At 61.8% G+C, this 16,107-nt stretch carries 16 protein-coding genes; 13 read left to right on the forward strand and 3 right to left on the reverse strand.

The genetic code is table 11. The features are described 5' to 3' along the window. Positions 1-9 precede the first annotated feature (9 nt). The 3 genes from NKG60_RS14745 (at position 10) to NKG60_RS14755 (ending at position 2,676) form a co-directional block, all read left to right on the forward strand. Positions 10-1,527: a hydrogenase large subunit gene (locus NKG60_RS14745; protein ID WP_352664536.1), complete on the forward strand. Its 1,518-nt coding sequence runs from the start codon at positions 10-12 to the stop codon at positions 1,525-1,527. A gap of 12 nt (positions 1,528-1,539) precedes the next feature. Further along, positions 1,540-2,079: an NADH-quinone oxidoreductase subunit B family protein gene (locus NKG60_RS14750; protein ID WP_352452927.1), complete on the forward strand. Its 540-nt coding sequence runs from the start codon at positions 1,540-1,542 to the stop codon at positions 2,077-2,079. 339 nt (positions 2,080-2,418) lie between these two features. Continuing rightward, entirely contained in the window at positions 2,419-2,676 is a 258-nt protein-coding gene (locus tag NKG60_RS14755) for a hypothetical protein (RefSeq protein ID WP_352664534.1), read from the forward strand. 281 nt (positions 2,677-2,957) lie between these two features. On the opposite strand, the gene NKG60_RS14760 is transcribed toward NKG60_RS14755, so the two are convergent. Beyond that, positions 2,958-4,322: a PQQ-dependent sugar dehydrogenase gene (locus tag NKG60_RS14760; protein WP_352975040.1), complete on the reverse strand. Its 1,365-nt coding sequence runs from the start codon at positions 4,320-4,322 to the stop codon at positions 2,958-2,960. A gap of 381 nt (positions 4,323-4,703) precedes the next feature. Here NKG60_RS14760 and NKG60_RS14765 point away from each other — a divergent pair, with 381 nt between their 5' ends. Then, entirely contained in the window at positions 4,704-5,663 is a 960-nt protein-coding gene (locus NKG60_RS14765) for a DMT family transporter (protein ID WP_352664762.1), read from the forward strand. Between the two features lie 69 nt (positions 5,664-5,732). Here the strand turns inward: NKG60_RS14765 and NKG60_RS14770 are convergent, their stop codons facing one another. Continuing rightward, on the reverse strand, positions 5,733-6,971 hold the full coding sequence (locus NKG60_RS14770; RefSeq protein ID WP_352975041.1) for an ROK family transcriptional regulator: 1,239 nt from the start codon (positions 6,969-6,971) through the stop codon (positions 5,733-5,735). 101 nt (positions 6,972-7,072) lie between these two features. On the opposite strand from NKG60_RS14770, the gene NKG60_RS14775 reads away from it, so the two are divergent. The 9 genes from NKG60_RS14775 (at position 7,073) to NKG60_RS14815 (ending at position 15,435) form a co-directional block, all read left to right on the forward strand. Further along, positions 7,073-8,338 carry an ABC transporter substrate-binding protein gene (locus NKG60_RS14775; RefSeq protein ID WP_352664528.1) on the forward strand — a complete coding sequence of 422 codons (1,266 nt, stop codon included), beginning with the start codon at positions 7,073-7,075 and terminating at the stop codon, positions 8,336-8,338. A 57-nt stretch (positions 8,339-8,395) separates the two neighbouring features. Then, positions 8,396-9,334, forward strand: coding sequence for a carbohydrate ABC transporter permease (locus tag NKG60_RS14780; RefSeq protein WP_352664526.1), 939 nt, complete (start codon positions 8,396-8,398; stop codon positions 9,332-9,334). Beyond that, entirely contained in the window at positions 9,327-10,229 is a 903-nt protein-coding gene (locus tag NKG60_RS14785; RefSeq protein ID WP_352664524.1) for a carbohydrate ABC transporter permease, read from the forward strand. Before NKG60_RS14780 ends, NKG60_RS14785 begins: the two co-directional genes overlap by 8 nt. Positions 10,230-10,239: 10 nt before the next feature. Further along, a complete protein-coding gene (locus NKG60_RS14790; protein ID WP_352975042.1) occupies positions 10,240-11,337 on the forward strand; it encodes an ABC transporter ATP-binding protein in 1,098 nt (365 codons plus the stop codon). Positions 11,338-11,340: 3 nt separating this feature from the next. Then, a complete protein-coding gene (locus NKG60_RS14795) occupies positions 11,341-12,114 on the forward strand; it encodes an SDR family NAD(P)-dependent oxidoreductase (protein WP_352975043.1) in 774 nt (257 codons plus the stop codon). Positions 12,115-12,163: 49 nt separating this feature from the next. Beyond that, entirely contained in the window at positions 12,164-13,165 is a 1,002-nt protein-coding gene (locus NKG60_RS14800) for a sugar phosphate isomerase/epimerase family protein (RefSeq protein ID WP_352975044.1), read from the forward strand. After that, on the forward strand, positions 13,162-13,974 hold the full coding sequence (locus NKG60_RS14805) for an SDR family NAD(P)-dependent oxidoreductase (protein WP_352664516.1): 813 nt from the start codon (positions 13,162-13,164) through the stop codon (positions 13,972-13,974). Before NKG60_RS14800 ends, NKG60_RS14805 begins: the two co-directional genes overlap by 4 nt. Positions 13,975-14,224: 250 nt before the next feature. After that, positions 14,225-15,259 carry an NAD(P)-binding domain-containing protein gene (locus tag NKG60_RS14810; protein WP_352975045.1) on the forward strand — a complete coding sequence of 345 codons (1,035 nt, stop codon included), beginning with the start codon at positions 14,225-14,227 and terminating at the stop codon, positions 15,257-15,259. Between the two features lie 50 nt (positions 15,260-15,309). Beyond that, the gene (locus tag NKG60_RS14815) at positions 15,310-15,435 is read left to right on the forward strand and encodes a hypothetical protein (RefSeq protein WP_352664512.1); all 126 of its coding nucleotides are present in this window, start codon (positions 15,310-15,312) and stop codon (positions 15,433-15,435) included. Between the two features lie 85 nt (positions 15,436-15,520). On the opposite strand, the gene NKG60_RS14820 is transcribed toward NKG60_RS14815, so the two are convergent. Continuing rightward, entirely contained in the window at positions 15,521-15,961 is a 441-nt protein-coding gene (locus tag NKG60_RS14820) for a DUF2267 domain-containing protein (protein ID WP_352664510.1), read from the reverse strand. Between the last annotated feature and the right edge of the window lie 146 nt (positions 15,962-16,107).

Genomic DNA, 16,107 nt, shown 5'->3' on the forward strand with positions numbered 1-16,107 from the left:
AGAAAGAGCATGCCCGCGCTGATCGATCTCATCCTTGCTGGCCAACGTGTCGAAAATCATTTCCCGTGGTCGCGCGCCGTGGTGACTCCGAAAAAATGGGGCTTTGCCGTCGAGCAATTGGCCGACGGCCACTGGAGCTTGCTCGGCCTATGGGGTGAGCCAGGTGCCGTCCACATGGCACTTCTCGATGAAGGCGCCGGGGACATCGGCGTCGTCAGCCTGGAATGCCCCAGTGGCCGCTACCCATCGGTCGGCCGGCTGCATCCGCCCGCATTGCGGCTCGAACGCGCGGCTGCTGACCTGTTCGGGCTCCTGCCACAAGGCGCGCCTGATACGAGACGGTGGCTTGATCATGGCCATTGGGGTGTCAGCTATCCGTTGAGTACCCGCGTCCGGACGTCTGCTGCGACAGCCGCCCCCTACCCTTTCCTGCCTGCCGAGGGGGAGAGCCTGCATCAGATCCCGGTCGGACCCGTGCATGCCGGCATCATCGAGCCAGGCCATTTTCGATTTACAGCGAGCGGCGAAACGGTCGTCCGGCTGGAGGAGCGCCTCGGCTACGCGCACAAGGGTATAGAAGGCCTGATGGCGGGGTCCGACATCGACCGTGCAGCCAAACTGGCGGGCAGAACTTCCGGCGACAGTACCGTGGCATACTCCCTCGCTTTTGCCCGCGCGGTCGAAGCGGCGCTGGGTGTCGAGGTTCCCCCACGCGCGGTCTGGCTGCGAGCGCTCATGGCCGAATTGGAGCGCCTGGCCAATCATCTGGGCGACATCGGCGCTATCTGCAATGATGCCGCCTTCGCGCTCATGCATGCCCACTGTGGGGTGCTGCGTGAGCGCGTATTGCGGGCAAGCGATGCTGCCTTCGGTCATCGTTTGATGCGCGACTGCATCGTGCCCGGAGGCGTGGCAAGCTTCCTGAGCGATGAGGGCACTACAGCGCTCAGGTCCCTGATCGCAGAGATCAGGCAGCGGTTTCCCGCACTGGTCGAGCTCTACGACAACACGGCGTCGCTGCAGGATCGGACAGTCGCAACTGGCCGGCTGAAGGTGGAGCTCGCCCGACAGTATCGCGCCGGCGGGTATGTTGGCCGGGCCTCCGGTCGGGACTTCGATGCCCGCCGCAATGTCGCCTATCCACCCTATGACGAGCTCGCTTTCGATGTGCCTCTACTCCAGGAAGGCGACGTGAACGCCCGTGTCTGGATTCGTATCCACGAGGTCGAACAGAGCCTGTCCCTGATCGAACAAATCCTGCGACAACTGCCAGACGGACCGATCCGTATCGATTTCGCGCAGACAGACCAACCGCATGAAGGCATGGCGCTGGTCGAAGGTTTCCGCGGCGACATTCTGGCCTGGCTGCGCATTGGCAAGGGCGGCTTGGTCGAGCGCTGTCACCTCCGTGATCCGTCATGGTTTCAATGGCCGCTCCTTGAAGCGGCGATCGAAGGAAACATCGTCGCCGACTTTCCGCTGTGCAACAAATCGTTCAACTGCTCTTATTCGGGCCATGATCTCTGAAGGCACGCTGTCATGCGCAAGCTTCTTTTTGAAAGCCTGATACGCCCCCCTCTCACCGAGCGTCCGCCGTTGGCAAGCAGCACGGCAGTCGACGAACTCGCACGCGCGCTCGATGGGGCTGCTCACAAACGATTAGGGCGAAGCCTGTCGATCCGGGCGGTCGATGCCGGTTCCTGCAACGGCTGCGAACTTGAAATGCACGCGCTGAACAACGCCTTCTATGACATCGAGCGTTTTGGGATCCGGTTCGTCGCATCACCCCGCCATGCCGATGTACTGCTCGTCACCGGGCCGGTCACAAAAAACATGCGCGAGGCATTGAAGCGGACCTACGACGCAACACCCAACCCAAAATGGGTGGTCGCACTTGGAGATTGCGCAGGTAATGGCGGCTGTTTCGCCGGCAGCTATGCCGTGGTGCGCGGAGTGTCCGAGGCGTTGCCTGTCGATCTGCACATTCCAGGTTGTCCGCCGCCGCCAATCGAAATTCTGAAAGGCCTGCTCGCCTTGCTTGAGGGCGTGAATTCCAAGACTGGTGCTGCCCGAAGGTGACTATGCAGAGGCTTTGCCAAGATTGGCCTTGTCGCTGCATAGATCCAACCAATGCGTAGCCGTGAGTTTAAGGGCATCAGCCAACCTCTGTCCCAAAATCGGAAGGCGCTCGGCGGCGAGAACGGCTAAAACGCCTGCTTTTTCGCCGGCAGCCCAGCCGCTTTCCGTCGAAGGGTGAGCCCCGTTCCCTAGTCCGAAATGGTTACTTGCGCTGTAGCTAATGTAGTTACAATCTTGTGCCGTCGAAAGCCGGATGGGCCGGCCAGGCGCGAGTACCGTCTTCGCCGGCGTCTCAAGGCAGTCGACCACACGTTTGCGGTGCTCTAAGGGGGAAAATCAATGAGATTGACGATTGTTTGCGCGGCAATTGTGATTGCCCTATCCACCGCCGCCGTTGCGCACGAGAAAAAGAGGGTGGTCAGTACAGCAGTAACGTCGGCCTGCGCCGACCTGTCGGGCAGCACGATCAAGAAAAAGAGGGAAACAAAGGTGGATTGCAGTTCAACCGGAACTGTCTCCAGCGCGATTTCGAAAGACAAATCGGAGCCGCGCCTGGGCTATGAAACCGTTAATCCTGCAATCATATCGATCTATTAGCTGAGGAAATAGCAGGCAGGTCTATCGACGCTCAGGCTTTGGAGCAAGGCAGGGACTGACTCGCGGCCATTGCCGCGAAATCAACCGTTGGTCGCTTGGTGGCGTCGCTCGGCCTCATTGCACAGCCATGCGCAAAATAGACCTCTCCGCAACGGCCGACATGCGGCAGGCGCGATGTTATCATCTGGCATATGCATCGAAATCGCAGCCGAATGAAGCCATACCGGGCGTGGCGCCGTAGCCGAAGGCTGGTGAGGTCGGAATCAGAAAGGCACCTGCGCTCAACGGCCATTCGCCCGGCGGACCCGCCAGATGACGTTACCGACGTCATCGGCGACGAGCAGTGCGCCAGTCTGATCGATAGCAACGCCGACCGGACGGCCCATCGCCTCGCCATTACGCCCGATGAAGCCAGTGAGCACATCTTTCGGAGGACCGCTCGGTTTGCCACCATGGAACGGCACGAAGATCACCTTGTAGCCGCTGTGCACGCTTCTATTCCACGAGCCGTGCTGGCCAACGAAGGCGCCGTTGCCGTAGCTCGGACCGAGCCGGGCGCCTTTGGAGAAGGTCAGTCCCAGCGAGGCGGTATGAGAGCCCAGGGCGTAATCGGGCTTGATCGCCGTCGCCACGAGATCGGGGCGCTGCGGCTTGGCACGTTCGTCGACGTTCTGTCCGTAGTAGCTGTAAGGCCAGCCGTAGAAAGCGCCGTCACGAACTGAGGTCATGTAATCCGGCACAAGGTCGTCGCCGATCTCGTCACGCTCGTTCACGGCGACCCAAAGCTCCCCAGTTTCAGGATTCCAGGAGAGCCCGTTCGGGTTGCGCAGGCCCGAGGCGAAGACCCGAGTGCGGCGGGTCGACCGATCCACTTCAAGGACAGCGGCGCGGTTCTTCTCCGCGGCTATGCCGTTTTCTCCAACGTTGCTGTTGGAACCAACGGTGACATAGAGCTTGCGTCCATCCGGAGTTGCGATCACGTCCTTGGTCCAATGATGGTTGAGGTCCCCGGCTGGCAAGTCGATGATCTTTTCCGGCGACGCGCTGACTCGGGTCTGGCCATTGGAGTAGGGGAATGCGACGAGCGCGTCGGTATTCGCGACAAAGAGCTTGCCTTTGGACAGCGTCATGCCGAAGGGCGAATTGAGGCCTTCCGCGAACGTCGTGCGCACATCCGCAATGCCGTCGCCATCGGTGTCGCGCAGGAGCGTGATGCGGTTGGCACTTTTGGTCGCGGCGCCAGCCCGCTTCATAGCTAGGTCCATGAAGACCTTTCTAAGACTAAAGCCTTCGTCATGCTTGGCAGGGGCATTGGTTTCAGCAACCAGCACGTCGCCGTTCGGAAGCACATGTAGCCAGCGCGGATGGTCGAGGCCGGTGGCGAAGGCGTTCACTGTCAGCCCCTTCGCCGGGGTCGGCATACCGCCTTTCTGCCAGCCTTTCGCCTCGGCGATGTTAACAGTCGGGATCAGCGTCGGTCGTGGTTTCGGTAAGGTGGGATTGGGGCCATAGCCGGTTATTGCCCCCGTTTTTTGCGCCGGCCCGGTTTTTTGCGCCGGAATGCCAGCGCAGCTTGCCACGACGGCGCCCAATACCGCTACGAGCCGCTTCCTCGGAAGCCGGCAGGCATCGGACGTCCTCCGCATGGATTTGTGTCGCGCTCTTTGTGCAAACGCAAGTCAGTGGCTTATTCTTCCAATTGCTTCGAAGCAGCGGCACTCGTGATCCGAGGGCCAGGAATTCGCGACAAATCTGCTCTCGGTAGAAATATGGCGCGAGGAGATTGTGGCAACCGCGCGAATATCTGTCGCGATATGAATCTCACATTCGTATCGCGCGAAATCGATACGGCTTGCGCTTTTCGGTATCGAGTTGCTCATGGGCCAACATGCGTTGGAATGGAACGAGACCATGAACGGCGGAACCCACAATGACCCACCGATTGCACCAGTTGGTCAAACAGCTGTTGTTGCTGCTTAGCAAGACGCTGCAAATCTGCTAAAAGTCTGCGGTTGGAGGAGACGGACATCCAATCGCTGCCGATAGCACATCCAAGTGTAGCGAAGGCGACACCCGGCGCATCACTTCCGCTCGCCTATTCCCTCGCGACGCTCTGCTGGCTCCTGTCGGCCGGCGTCTATATCGCCGCCAAGTGGGTTGCCCCCGAGATGCCGCCTTGGGCGCTCTGCTTCTGGCGGCTGACGCTTGCCTGCGCGATCCTGCTGCCTATCGTCCATCGTCATCACGGGGCGATGCTCGTGCTGATCCAATCCCGGGTGATCGAGGTGCTGGTCATCGGTGCCATCGGGCTGACCTTGTGTCAGGGCATGATCTACACGGGCCTCAACTACACCAACGCGACAACTGCCGGCATCATCATGGCGCTGTCGCCGATCATGACCATGGTGCTTGCCCGCTTCGTGCTCGGCGAGTCCCTCGGTGTCTGGAAAGCGCTTGGAGCGCTGGTCGCTCTGGCCGGCATGGTGGTGATCGTGGCGCGCGGCGACCTTGCTGCGCTGACGCAGCTGCAATTCAATCCCGGCGAGTTGTGGATCGTCGGCAGCGCGTTTTGCTGGGGCCTCTACACCGTGCTGCTGCGTCGCGCCAAATTCGCTATCGAGCTTCTGCCGATGGTGGTCCTGCTGCTGGGAGCCGGCGCGCTGGCCGCACTGCCCTTCTATCTCTGGGAACTGTTTTCCGGGGATCGTTCGGCGCTGCATGCGAACGGCCTTCTGGCTCTCGCCTATGTGGCTGGCCCGGGCGGCGCTCTGATGTACTATCTCTACAACCGTAGCGTCGAGACGCTTGGCGCGGGGCGCGCCAGCATGCTGCTCTATCTCCAGACCGCCTTCGTCGCCGTTCTCGCTTATCTGTTCCTTGGCGAAAGCTTGCAAGACTACGATCTCGCCGGTGCCGCCCTCATCGTCGCCGGCCTGCTGCTCGCCACCGCGATCAAGCCGAGGCAGCGCACGGTGCGTGTCGCGTAGTGAACCTCACCTCCGCCGGAGCGGCGAGGCAGCTCGCAAAATCAGAGCACCACCCGAAGCGAAGCCGGGTCACTGAAGCCGGCTGTTGTGGCGCAGCACGAGGCCGACCGCGCCGAGCAATGCATCGTTCTCCGTGTGCTTGCCAACGATTATCCGTGTGCGCAACGCGGGTGCCACATCGCGGGACTTGATGAGCGTGTGGCGTTCATATGACGCGATCAGCGGTGCCAGGAGAATGTCGCCCGCCAACGCCATGCGGCCGCCGATGATGATGAGCGGCGGATTGAGCACCGAACCGATCAAGCCAAGGCCACGACCGGCGAACTCGGCGGTGTCCTCGATCATCCGCAGCGCCCTCACGTCGCCCTTCTCGGCCATCATGATCACGTCGTCCATCGTGACCGGCCGCCGCACGATGCGCGAAATCTGCTCGAGCGGCCGGGCAAAGCTGGCATAGAGCTCCAGGCATCCTCGATTGCCGCACCGGCAAAGGTCGCCACCGGGATCGATGCTGATGTGCCCGAATTCGCCGGCGCCGCCGGCGATGCCGCTCACCAGCCGGCCGTGCTGGACAATGGCCCCGCCGACGCCCAGATCGACCTTGAACAGCACGAAATCGTCCTGGCCGACGGCCGCACCCCACATCAGCTCGGCAATGGCCGAGCAGTTGCTCTCATTGTCGGCGAAGATCGGCTGTTCGAGGACCGGCCCGAACACATCGCGGATGTTGACCCCGGCCCAGGTCGGAACGATACTCGCGCGCAGCACCACTCCTTCGCGGCTGACTGGGCCCGAGACGGAGACCCCAACCCCCAGGAGCCCCGCCATCGGCAGACCGTTCTCTTCGTAGCATCGGGCAATTACTGACTTGGCAAGCTGGGCCGCCTGTTGCGGCTGGTAGTCCAGACCCATGGGGATAGTTTGTTCGGCAACGAAAGAATGCGACACGTCGGCGACGACACACCGCATTTCGTCGAGGCCCAGATGGATGCCGACGCAGGTGCCCGCAGCGGGATTGAGCGTCAATGTCGTGGCAGGCCTGCCAATACCCCTGGCCGCGTCATGATGGGCCGAGGATTCGATCACCATCCCCGACTTTCTCAAGCCGTTGAGCGCAGTTGAAACCGTCGACCGCGCCAAACCGGTAATGCGGGTAATTTGCGACGCAGAAAGCACGCCGCGCTCGCGCAAGCATCGAACGATCAGGCTCTCCGGCGACGCAGACGGCCTGTCGATCAGCCAATTTCTAAGCGAAGGTTTGTTCATGATGAGCACAAAGCACGTTGACTGATAGCCCAAATATGTCATCTTGGAAAGAACGGAGATTACTGCATCTCGCCGGCCACGACCTCAAATCGCGGGCCACAAGCGGTCGATACGAACCGTGCATCACATATGGGAGTGAAACGATGAAATACCTGAGGACGGCCTTTGCGGCCGCTACCGCCTTCACTTTGATTACCGGAACAGCGCTCGCGGAGCCGAAGACCAACCTCTTGCATCAATGGGCCACCGGATCGGACGCCCAGGCTATCGCCAAGCTCGGCGAGATGTTTACCGCCAAGGGTGGCACCTGGCAGCAGACCTCCATCGCAGGCCATACGGCCAATACCCTGGCCAAACTGCGTGCCGATGTGATCGCCGGCAACGCACCTCCCGCTGTGCAGCTCAAAGGCCCCGAGATCGCCGAATGGAACGAGACGGGCATGACAGCCAATCTCGACGACCTGGCGAAGGCGGAAAATTGGGAGAAGGTCGTCGCTCCCGAATTACTGCCGGTGATGAAGCCGACCGGGAATTGGGTGGCCGCGCCGATGAACATCCACCGCATCAACTGGCTGTGGGCATCGCCGAAGGTCATGAAGGACGCGGGCGTCACCGAGATGCCGAAGACATGGGCGGAATTCAACGCCGCCTGCGACAAGATCGTGGCCAGCGGCAAGATCTGCATTTCGCACTCGACCGCCGACTGGACCGACTCGACCGTCTTCGAAGTGGTCGTGTATGGTCAGGACCTCGATCTCTACAGGAAAGCTTTCGTCGAGGGCGACGTCGATGCCATGCGCAGCGATGGCATGGTCAAGGCCTTCGAGCAGTTCCGCACCATGACCTCGAAGTACATGGACCCCGGCATGAACGGGCGTGACTGGGATACCATGTCGCATCTCGTCGGCCGCGGCGAGGCCGCCTTCCACATCATGGGCGACTGGACGATCGGCCTGCTGACGGCCGGCGGCTTCAAGGAGGGCACCGACTATGTCTGCGCCCAGGCGCCGACCGATTGGGGCAAGCCGGGTTTCATCTTGAATTCAGACTCGGTCGTGTTCTTCAAACAGAAGGACCCGGACTATATCGAGGGACAGAAGCTGCTTGCCAGCATCATCCTGTCGCCCGAATTCCAGACCATTTTCAATCAGACCAAAGGGTCCATTCCGGCCCGCCTCGACGTCGATCTTTCGAACGGCTTCAATCCCTGCCAGCAACTCTCGCAAAAGGATCTGCAAGCCTCGATCGCCGCCGGCACGCTCGTGCGTTCGATGGCGCACAACATGACGGTTCCGCAAAAGGTCCGCGGCGCAATAATGGATAGCATCACGGAGTTTGTAGCAACGCCGGATATGAGTGCGCAGGACGCGGCCAACGCGATGGCGGATGCGGCCGAAGCGCAGAAATGACGCTGCCGATGATGGCCGGGGGCGAAGCTCCCGGCCAGACCTCGCCGGAGCAGCCCGATGTCCACCCATGATCTGATTGTACCAGCTGCAGCTGCCGCGGCCCGACCGTGGCGCGAGCGCCTGGGCACGATGGTGCCCATTCTGGTGCTGGCGCCGTCGATAGCTGCGAGTTTCATCTATGTTTTCGTCTTCACGCTCTGGACGCTCTACATCTCGCTGTCCGATTCGTCGCTATTGCCGACCTATGGGTTCGTCGGCCTGGACAATTACGCTTCGCTCTGGGCAAACCGGCGCTGGAACATCGCCTATACGAATCTCTTCCTGTTCAGCGGCTTCTATATCGTTGGCTCGATGGCCGTTGGCCTGCTGCTCGCGATCGCAATCGACCAGCGCGTCCGCGGCGAGGCGGTTTGGCGCACCATCTTCCTCTATCCGTTGGCGGTGTCCTTCATCGTCACCGGTACGGTGTGGAGCTGGCTGTATAACCCTGTCGACGGCATCCAGGCCTTCGTTCGAGGGCTTGGCTGGACCGACTTCAGCTTCGCCCTGACGGCCAACCGCAACACTGCGATCTATGCGGTGATCATAACCGGTATCTGGCAGTCGTCCGGCTTCGCAATGGCGCTCTTCCTGGCCGGCTTGCGGTCCGTCGATCCGGACCTCGTCAAAGCCGCGCAAATCGACGGCGCGTCGATTTTCCGGACCTATCGGAGGGTCATCCTGCCAACCATCGCCCCGATATTCCTGGCGGTGACGGTCATTCAGATACAATTCGCCATAAAGACCTTCGACCTGGTTGCGGCGTTGACGCGAGGCGGGCCAGGTGTGTCCACCACCTTCCCCGCCATCTATGTCTACGACCTGATGTTCCAGCGCGGCCAAATCGGCGAAGGTGCCGCCGCGGCGATGATGATGCTCGCGGCGGTCGCGGTGGTGCTGGTGCCGTACTCCTTGTGGATCGTCTGGCGCCGGCAGGCGGAGGGCCGCAATGGCTGAAATTTCCCCCAATGCCCGTTTTGATCCGGAAGAAGCCGCCGCCACGCGCCGGCATTTCTGGAGCCGCTTCCTTGTCTATGCCGTGCTGACGCTTTTCGCGGTCGTCTATCTCGTGCCATTGCTGGTGGTGATCTTCAACTCATTGCGCGAGCAGTCGGAGATTGCCCGCAACGGCCTCATCTCCGTACCGCGCAGCTTCCGGTTCGATGCGTGGGCGCAGGCCTGGGGATCCTACTGCGTCAGCGGTACCTGCGAGGGGATGAAGCGCAATTTTTTCAACTCGCTGGCGATGACGATCCCCGCCACCATCATCTCGACCATTCTCGGCGCCATGAACGGCTACATCCTCTCCAAATGGCGCTTCAGGGGCTCTGAACTGATCTTCAATCTGATGCTGCTCGGCGTATTCATGCCCGGCCAGATTTCGCTGATGCCGTGGGCGTTCCTGCTCGGCAAGCTCGGCCTGACCAATTCCACATATGGGCTGGTGCTGATCCACGTCGTCCAGGGCATCTCGTTCACCACCCTGTTCTGCCGCAATTTCTACGTCAGCATACCGGACGACCTGATCAAGGCGGCACGCATCGACGGCGCCGGCTTCTGGCGGATCTTCCGCAAGATCATCCTGCCCCTGTCGCCACCCATTCTGATCGTCACCGTCATCTGGCAGTTCACCGGCATCTGGAACGAGTATTTGTTCGGCGTCGTCTTCACATCTGGCCAGCAGCAGCCGATCACGGCGGCGTTGGTAGCACTCACGGCCGGCGGCACGACCGCGCGTGCTTATGATGTGATGAGCGCAGCCGTGCTGATCGGCGCGCTGCCTCCGCTGCTGATCTATCTGTTCGGTGGAAAATACTTCGTGCGCGGCCTCACCCAGGGCGCCATCAAATGAAGCGTCGCCCATGTCCGCGTTGATGATCCGCAACCTTCACAAGAGCTACGGCTCGCTCGAGATTCTTGCCGGCATCAATCTCGAGGCTAAGACCGGAGAATTCGTCGCCCTTGTCGGCCCGTCAGGCTGCGGCAAGTCAACCTTGCTCGCCATGATCGCCGGCCTGGAAACGGTCACGTCGGGAGAGATCTGGATCGGCGACCGGCTGGTGAACTCGGTGCAACCCAAGGACCGGGACATTGCGATGGTGTTCCAGTCATACGCCCTCTATCCCACGATGACGGTGCGCCAGAACATCACCTTCGGCATGGAAAGCCGCGGCGTGCCAAAAGCGGCGCAAGCGGAAGCTGTCCAGCGGGTTGCCGCACTCTTGCAGATCGAACAGCTGCTTAAACGCAAGCCCGGCCAGCTCTCGGGCGGCCAGCGGCAGCGCGTTGCGATGGGGCGTGCCCTCGTCCGCGACCCGAAGCTGTTTTTGTTCGACGAGCCCCTGTCCAACCTCGACGCCAAGCTGCGCGTCGATATGCGTACCGAAATCAAGAAGCTCCACCATCGCGTCGGCAAGACCACGGTGTACGTCACCCACGATCAGGTCGAGGCGATGACGCTTGCATCCCGCATTGCGGTGATGAACCAGGGCTCGGTACAGCAGTTCGACACGCCGAAGCGGATCTACGACCGGCCGACGAACATGTTCGTTGCCGGTTTCATGGGATCGCCGGCGATGAATTTCATCCCCGCCCGGCTTACGGGCTCGATCAGCATCTCGGTACGCGCCGCTGACGGCAGCGACGCCAGCCTCGCCCTTGCCGCGCCGATGCCCGCCGGTGCGCCAAAGGACGTCGTGCTCGGTATCCGGCCGGAACACATCTACCGTTTCACGACCGACCTGAAGTCACGCAAACCGGCTGTGGCGTCCATGCAGGCGCCGGTCGAACTGGTCGAGCCGACCGGGGCCGAGACGCTTGCCGTGCTCAGGCTGGGCGACCTGGAGATCACCGGCCGTTTCGAGCCGGACGACGCTCCCGTCATGGGCGAGACGATAACGCTGGGCATCGACATGTCGCGCGCCTGCCTGTTCGATCCAACAACCAAGGCGCTTCTGTAATCGATGTCCGTACAATTCGCGACTTATCCGAGCTTGACCGATCGGGTCGTGCTGATCTCCGGCGGCGCCTCCGGCATCGGCGCCGATATGGTCCGCGCCTTCGCTTCGAATGGCGCCCGGGTGGCCTTTCTCGATGTGCAGGATGAGCCAGCGGAGGCGTTGGTGCGCGAGCTCGGTGGTGCCGCCGGGCAGGCTCCCTTATACCTCCATTGCGATGTGACCGACGTCGATGCGCTGAAGGCGTCGGTAGAAAGCGTGCGCGCGCGGCTTGGTCCGATTGCGGTCCTGGTGAATAACGCCGCCAATGATCAGCGCCATCCCATCGACGGGGTAACGGCCGAATACTGGGACCGCAGCTTCGACGTCAATCTGAGGCATCACTTCTTCGCCGCTCAAGCTGTGCATCCGCACATGAAGGAACTCGGCTTCGGCTCGATCGTAAACTTCTCTTCCATCGCCTGGCGGTTCGGAGCGGATCAGATGGTGGCCTATGCCACCGCAAAGGGGGCCGTGGTGGCGCTAACGCGTGCGTTGGCGCGGTCGTTCGGACCCGACAACATCCGCGTCAATGCAGTCGAACCCGGCGCCGTGATGACCGAGCGGCAGCGCGAGCTGTGGTTCAAGACGCAGGAGGCAGTCGACCAGACGGTGCAGCGGCAATTGATCCGCCGCGTCCTGCTGGGCGAGGAGATTGCACGCACCGTGCTCTTCCTGGCAGCAGACGACAGCCGCATGATCACCAAGCAGTCCATCACCGTCGATGCCGGTCTGCGCTAGTGATGCCTCTCCGCTCTCAATTGGAATCTCAATTGGAACCGCCAAGCTGATGCTTCGTCTCGGCCTCAACCCCTATGGACTGACCTACTATCTCGGCCTGCAGGGCCGCGGCACGCCGCGGCACAATCCGGACGGCGCAGGGCTGGATGGCTTCATAGCACTGGCGCAGGAACTGGGCGCGCGCACGCTCGAGATCTACGAACCCTGGTTGACCGACTTGACTGACGCCGAGATTGTCGCGCTCCGCAGGCGTCTGGCCGCGCTGGACATCGTCCCGGTGGTGAGCGGCGGATTGCTCGTGGCAGGTCCACTGGACAACGCCTTTCGGGCTGCGCGCCTGCTCGACGCGACGACGATCCGCATCGCACTGACGCCTGTCCTGTGCGGCGACCGCAATGCGTGGGGTCCGAAATGGAGCGAGTTCAACGCAACGCTTCGCGCTGCCTTGACGGAATGGGGGCCGCGTGCGGCGGCCGAGGGCCGGGTGCTCGGCATCGAGAACCATCAGGACTTCGGCAGCGACGAACTGGTTGCATTCTGCGAACTCGGCGGGCCGGGTGTCGGCATCACCTACGACACCGGCAACACCTTTCCTGTCGGCGAGGCGCCGCTTGCCTTCACGCGCCGGATAGCGCCGCATGTCCGCCACGTTCACCTCAAGGACTATCGCGTCCAGTTCACGGATGAGGGCTACCGCCTGGTCCGCTGCGCCATCGGCGACGGCGCCGTGCCATTCGCCGAACTGGCAGCCATCCTTGGCGAGCACCACGACACGCTGACGGCCGTGCTTGAGCCCGGCGCACTGGAGGCCCGTCACGTTCGCTGTCTCACCGACGACTGGTGGAACGGATATGCGCCGAAGACCGCCCGCGAATTCGCGGCCTGCCTGAGTGCGGCGCGCCTGAACCGGCTTGCGGACGACGCCGACTACCGCACGCCATGGGAACGGGACGATGACGGTGCGCTCGTTTCGTACGAGCTCGACATGATCCGGCGCAGCGCTGCCAACATGATGAAATTCGATTTCATTGCAATGGAGAAATCAGCATGACTGCCCGAGAACTCAGCGGCCTGACCGCCTTCGTCACCGGCTCGGGACGCGGCCTCGGCCGCGTGATGGCCGACCGCTTGGCCGAACTTGGCGCAAACGTCGCGGTCCACGACCTCGATTGGGCCCGGCCATCTCAATATGGCGAATTCGCGGACCTCGGCGACTCTGCCAGGGGCTTGGAGAAGCACGGGACGCGCATCACCGCGGTCACTGGCAACATCGGCGACAAGCAAGCTGTCGCCGAAATGAAGAGGAAGATCGAGGCGGATCTCGGCGACGTGCACATTCTGGTGAACTGCGCCGGCGGCGACATCGGCGCCAAGGGCGTAAAGCCCAGTCCCAACAACGCACTGGACATCGACTACGAAGACATCAAGGTTCTGACCGAGAACAACCTCATCGGCACGATGCTGGTCTGCCAGGCGTTCGTTCCGCCTATGGTCAAGCGCGGCTCGGGCTCGGTGATCAACATCGCCTCGGCGGCAGCGCATATCGGATGCTCGCCCGAAGTGGTCTACTCGACGCTCAAGGCAGCCGTCGTCCATTATACACGCTGCCTCGCCAAGGAATTGATCGAGGACGGCGTACGCGTCAATGCGGTGAGCCCTGGCGCCACCAAGACGGCACGGTTCCAGGCGAGCCGCGTGGTCGATCCGCAGCGCATGGATTCGCGCAAGAAATCGCTGAACCGGTATGCGGAGCCGGAAGAGATCGCCGAAGCGGTGGCCTTCCTCGCCGGTCCCCGCGCCCGCTTCATCAACGGACAGGTAATCCGCGTCGACGGCGGTTTCACGATCTTTCCAGGTTAAGCCGCGACCATTGCCGGGTTCGGATGAGTATTTGGTTGTACCGTGATCCGACAAAGCTGTTATCGTGCCCTCGCGTCGGGGGGCGAAGCCATGCAGAAGATGGGTTCAGGCAGCATCGGCTGCTGTTTGGCGGTTGTTCGCCGGCCAAGGCGTTACGCTGATGGCGTTGGTGCCGCCTCGAAGTGCTGCTCCGGCGCTAGCACCCGGATCCGCGGCAAATGACGGATGACGCCAACATCCTTGATGCGTGGTGGTCGGGGCCGGTTGGGCCGGCCTGGGCGTCAGCTATTCGCTGGCACGGCAAGGCTTGCACCATGCCGTATTGGAGCGAGGCCGCATCGGAGAGACCTGGCGCACGCAGCGGTGGGATTCTTTCCGGATGAATATCCCAAACGTTCAGACCGTCATGCCAGGCGACTTCTATGATGGTTCAGATCCGTTCGGTGCCCTGACGCGCGACCAGTTCGTCGCCCTGCTTGAGGATTTCGCCAGGCGAAACGAACTACCGGTCGAACCGGACACTGTTGTGACCGAGCTCTCCGGTGGGAACGGGAATGGCGTCTATCGGTTGACCACCTCGCGCGGCACAGTTTTGGCACGCAACGTGGTGATCGCAAGCGGCGACTTGAATTGTCTGGTGCGCCCAGTTTGGGTCGCTGCGTTGCCGCCGGGCCTGCGCCAGATCGATGCTTCTGATTATCGCAGCGCCGCCGATCTCCCGGCTGGAGCGGTGCTGGTGGTCGGAAGCGGCCAGTCCGGTGCCCAGATCGCGGAAGAACTGGCGGAAGCAGGCCGAAGAGTCTTCCTTGCCACCAGCCGGGTCGGGCGGCTCTCGCGGCGCTACCGAGGTCGCGACATCATGCTCTGGCTCGTCGAAAGCGGATTTCTCGACGTGCGTCGAGACGAGATCATTCGACTTGCGGGGCGCATTCCACCTCGTGGTCTGCTTGGGGTAGAACACACGATAAGCCTGCAAGGGCTCGGCGCCCAAGGTGTCGTGCTGCTGGGGCGGTTCGCAGGTGTCGAAGATGACGGCCGTCTGTCATTCGCCGACGATCTCGAAGAGCATGTTCGTTTTGCGGATGAGGCCTCCGCCAACGTCAAACGCTATATCGACGAATACATCAGCCGCTCCGGAATCGATGCCCCCGTTTCGGAACCCGACCAGCGGAGACTGTCGCAGTGCAGCAGCCGAATCCGGCTGTCCGTTCTCTTGATTCTGCCGAGTCCGGCATCACGACCGTGGTGTGGTGCACCGGCTTCAAGGGCGATTTCAGTTGGGTGAGGCTTTCCGGTCTGCTCGACCCGGAAGGACAGCCTGTTCACGAGGATGGCGTGGCCGCCCTGCCAGGCATCTACTTTGCCGGGTTGGATTTCGCCTCCACGCGCAAATCAGGCATAATATTGGCGATCGCCGAGGAGGCACATCGCCTTGTCGAACACATCGTGCGGCATTCGTGACGACCTGGACACCGTCGGCAGGTTTCTAAACGTCAGCGTTTCGAGGCAGTTGGTCGGTCGCGCGTCCGCATGAGCGGGGTCGCCACTATTTGACGCCCACGCTTTCAGGCCAGAGCACCTGGATTTCCTTTGGCAGCGCATCTCGCACCTTTGCCGACTGGCCAAGGTCGATATGCCGTGCAAGCACACGCAGCACTGAGCGTGCCGCATCCTCGGGATCGACAGGGCGGGTCGATTTCAATTCATCGGCGATGTGTCCCAGGAACTCCTCGAGCGAGCGTGTCTTGTCGGGCATGTCGGCGGGCCGGTAGCGATCATAGTAGGCGCCCCGCACGAGCAGCGGCAGTTCCGCTCCCAATTTAGCCGCCAGTCCGATCTGTAGCCTGTCCCGAAGGGTTCGCAGAACGGCGCCCAATGTATGCCAGGCGACGTGTCGATCCGGACCAAGATCCGCCATGATCTCGTCAAGCCAGATGTTTGTTATTTGCAGCGTTTTGTCAAAAACGTCTAAGCCGGTTGCGCTCATCGTCGCCTCCTCGAAAGGTTCTGCAGGCGAAACGGCGGCCGGAGATAATTGTTTCGTGGTCCTATGAAAATCGCCTGGCAAAGCGGCGGGAGCCGGTCGGTCGGAGAGCCTGTTGGCGCTCATCGGTTCCGAACGCCGTCAGCAAT

Source organism: Mesorhizobium sp. M1428 (assembly GCF_040317515.1).
Classification (GTDB): Bacteria; Pseudomonadota; Alphaproteobacteria; order Rhizobiales; family Rhizobiaceae; genus Mesorhizobium.

Excerpts from the sequence above, each read along its gene's own strand:
- NKG60_RS14790 (WP_352975042.1), top strand. The coding sequence starts at position 10,240 with ATGTCCGCGTTGATGATCCGCAACCTTCACAAGAGCTACGGCTCGCTC.
- NKG60_RS14760 (WP_352975040.1), bottom strand. The coding sequence starts at position 4,322 with ATGCGGAGGACGTCCGATGCCTGCCGGCTTCCGAGGAAGCGGCTCGTA.
- NKG60_RS14785 (WP_352664524.1), top strand. The coding sequence starts at position 9,327 with ATGGCTGAAATTTCCCCCAATGCCCGTTTTGATCCGGAAGAAGCCGCC.
- NKG60_RS14780 (WP_352664526.1), top strand. The coding sequence starts at position 8,396 with ATGTCCACCCATGATCTGATTGTACCAGCTGCAGCTGCCGCGGCCCGA.
- NKG60_RS14750 (WP_352452927.1), top strand. The coding sequence starts at position 1,540 with ATGCGCAAGCTTCTTTTTGAAAGCCTGATACGCCCCCCTCTCACCGAG.
- NKG60_RS14820 (WP_352664510.1), bottom strand. The coding sequence starts at position 15,961 with ATGAGCGCAACCGGCTTAGACGTTTTTGACAAAACGCTGCAAATAACA.
- NKG60_RS14795 (WP_352975043.1), top strand. The coding sequence starts at position 11,341 with ATGTCCGTACAATTCGCGACTTATCCGAGCTTGACCGATCGGGTCGTG.
- NKG60_RS14775 (WP_352664528.1), top strand. The coding sequence starts at position 7,073 with ATGAAATACCTGAGGACGGCCTTTGCGGCCGCTACCGCCTTCACTTTG.
- NKG60_RS14770 (WP_352975041.1), bottom strand. The coding sequence starts at position 6,971 with ATGACATATTTGGGCTATCAGTCAACGTGCTTTGTGCTCATCATGAAC.
- NKG60_RS14745 (WP_352664536.1), top strand. The coding sequence starts at position 10 with ATGCCCGCGCTGATCGATCTCATCCTTGCTGGCCAACGTGTCGAAAAT.
- NKG60_RS14800 (WP_352975044.1), top strand. The coding sequence starts at position 12,164 with ATGCTTCGTCTCGGCCTCAACCCCTATGGACTGACCTACTATCTCGGC.
- NKG60_RS14755 (WP_352664534.1), top strand. The coding sequence starts at position 2,419 with ATGAGATTGACGATTGTTTGCGCGGCAATTGTGATTGCCCTATCCACC.
- NKG60_RS14805 (WP_352664516.1), top strand. The coding sequence starts at position 13,162 with ATGACTGCCCGAGAACTCAGCGGCCTGACCGCCTTCGTCACCGGCTCG.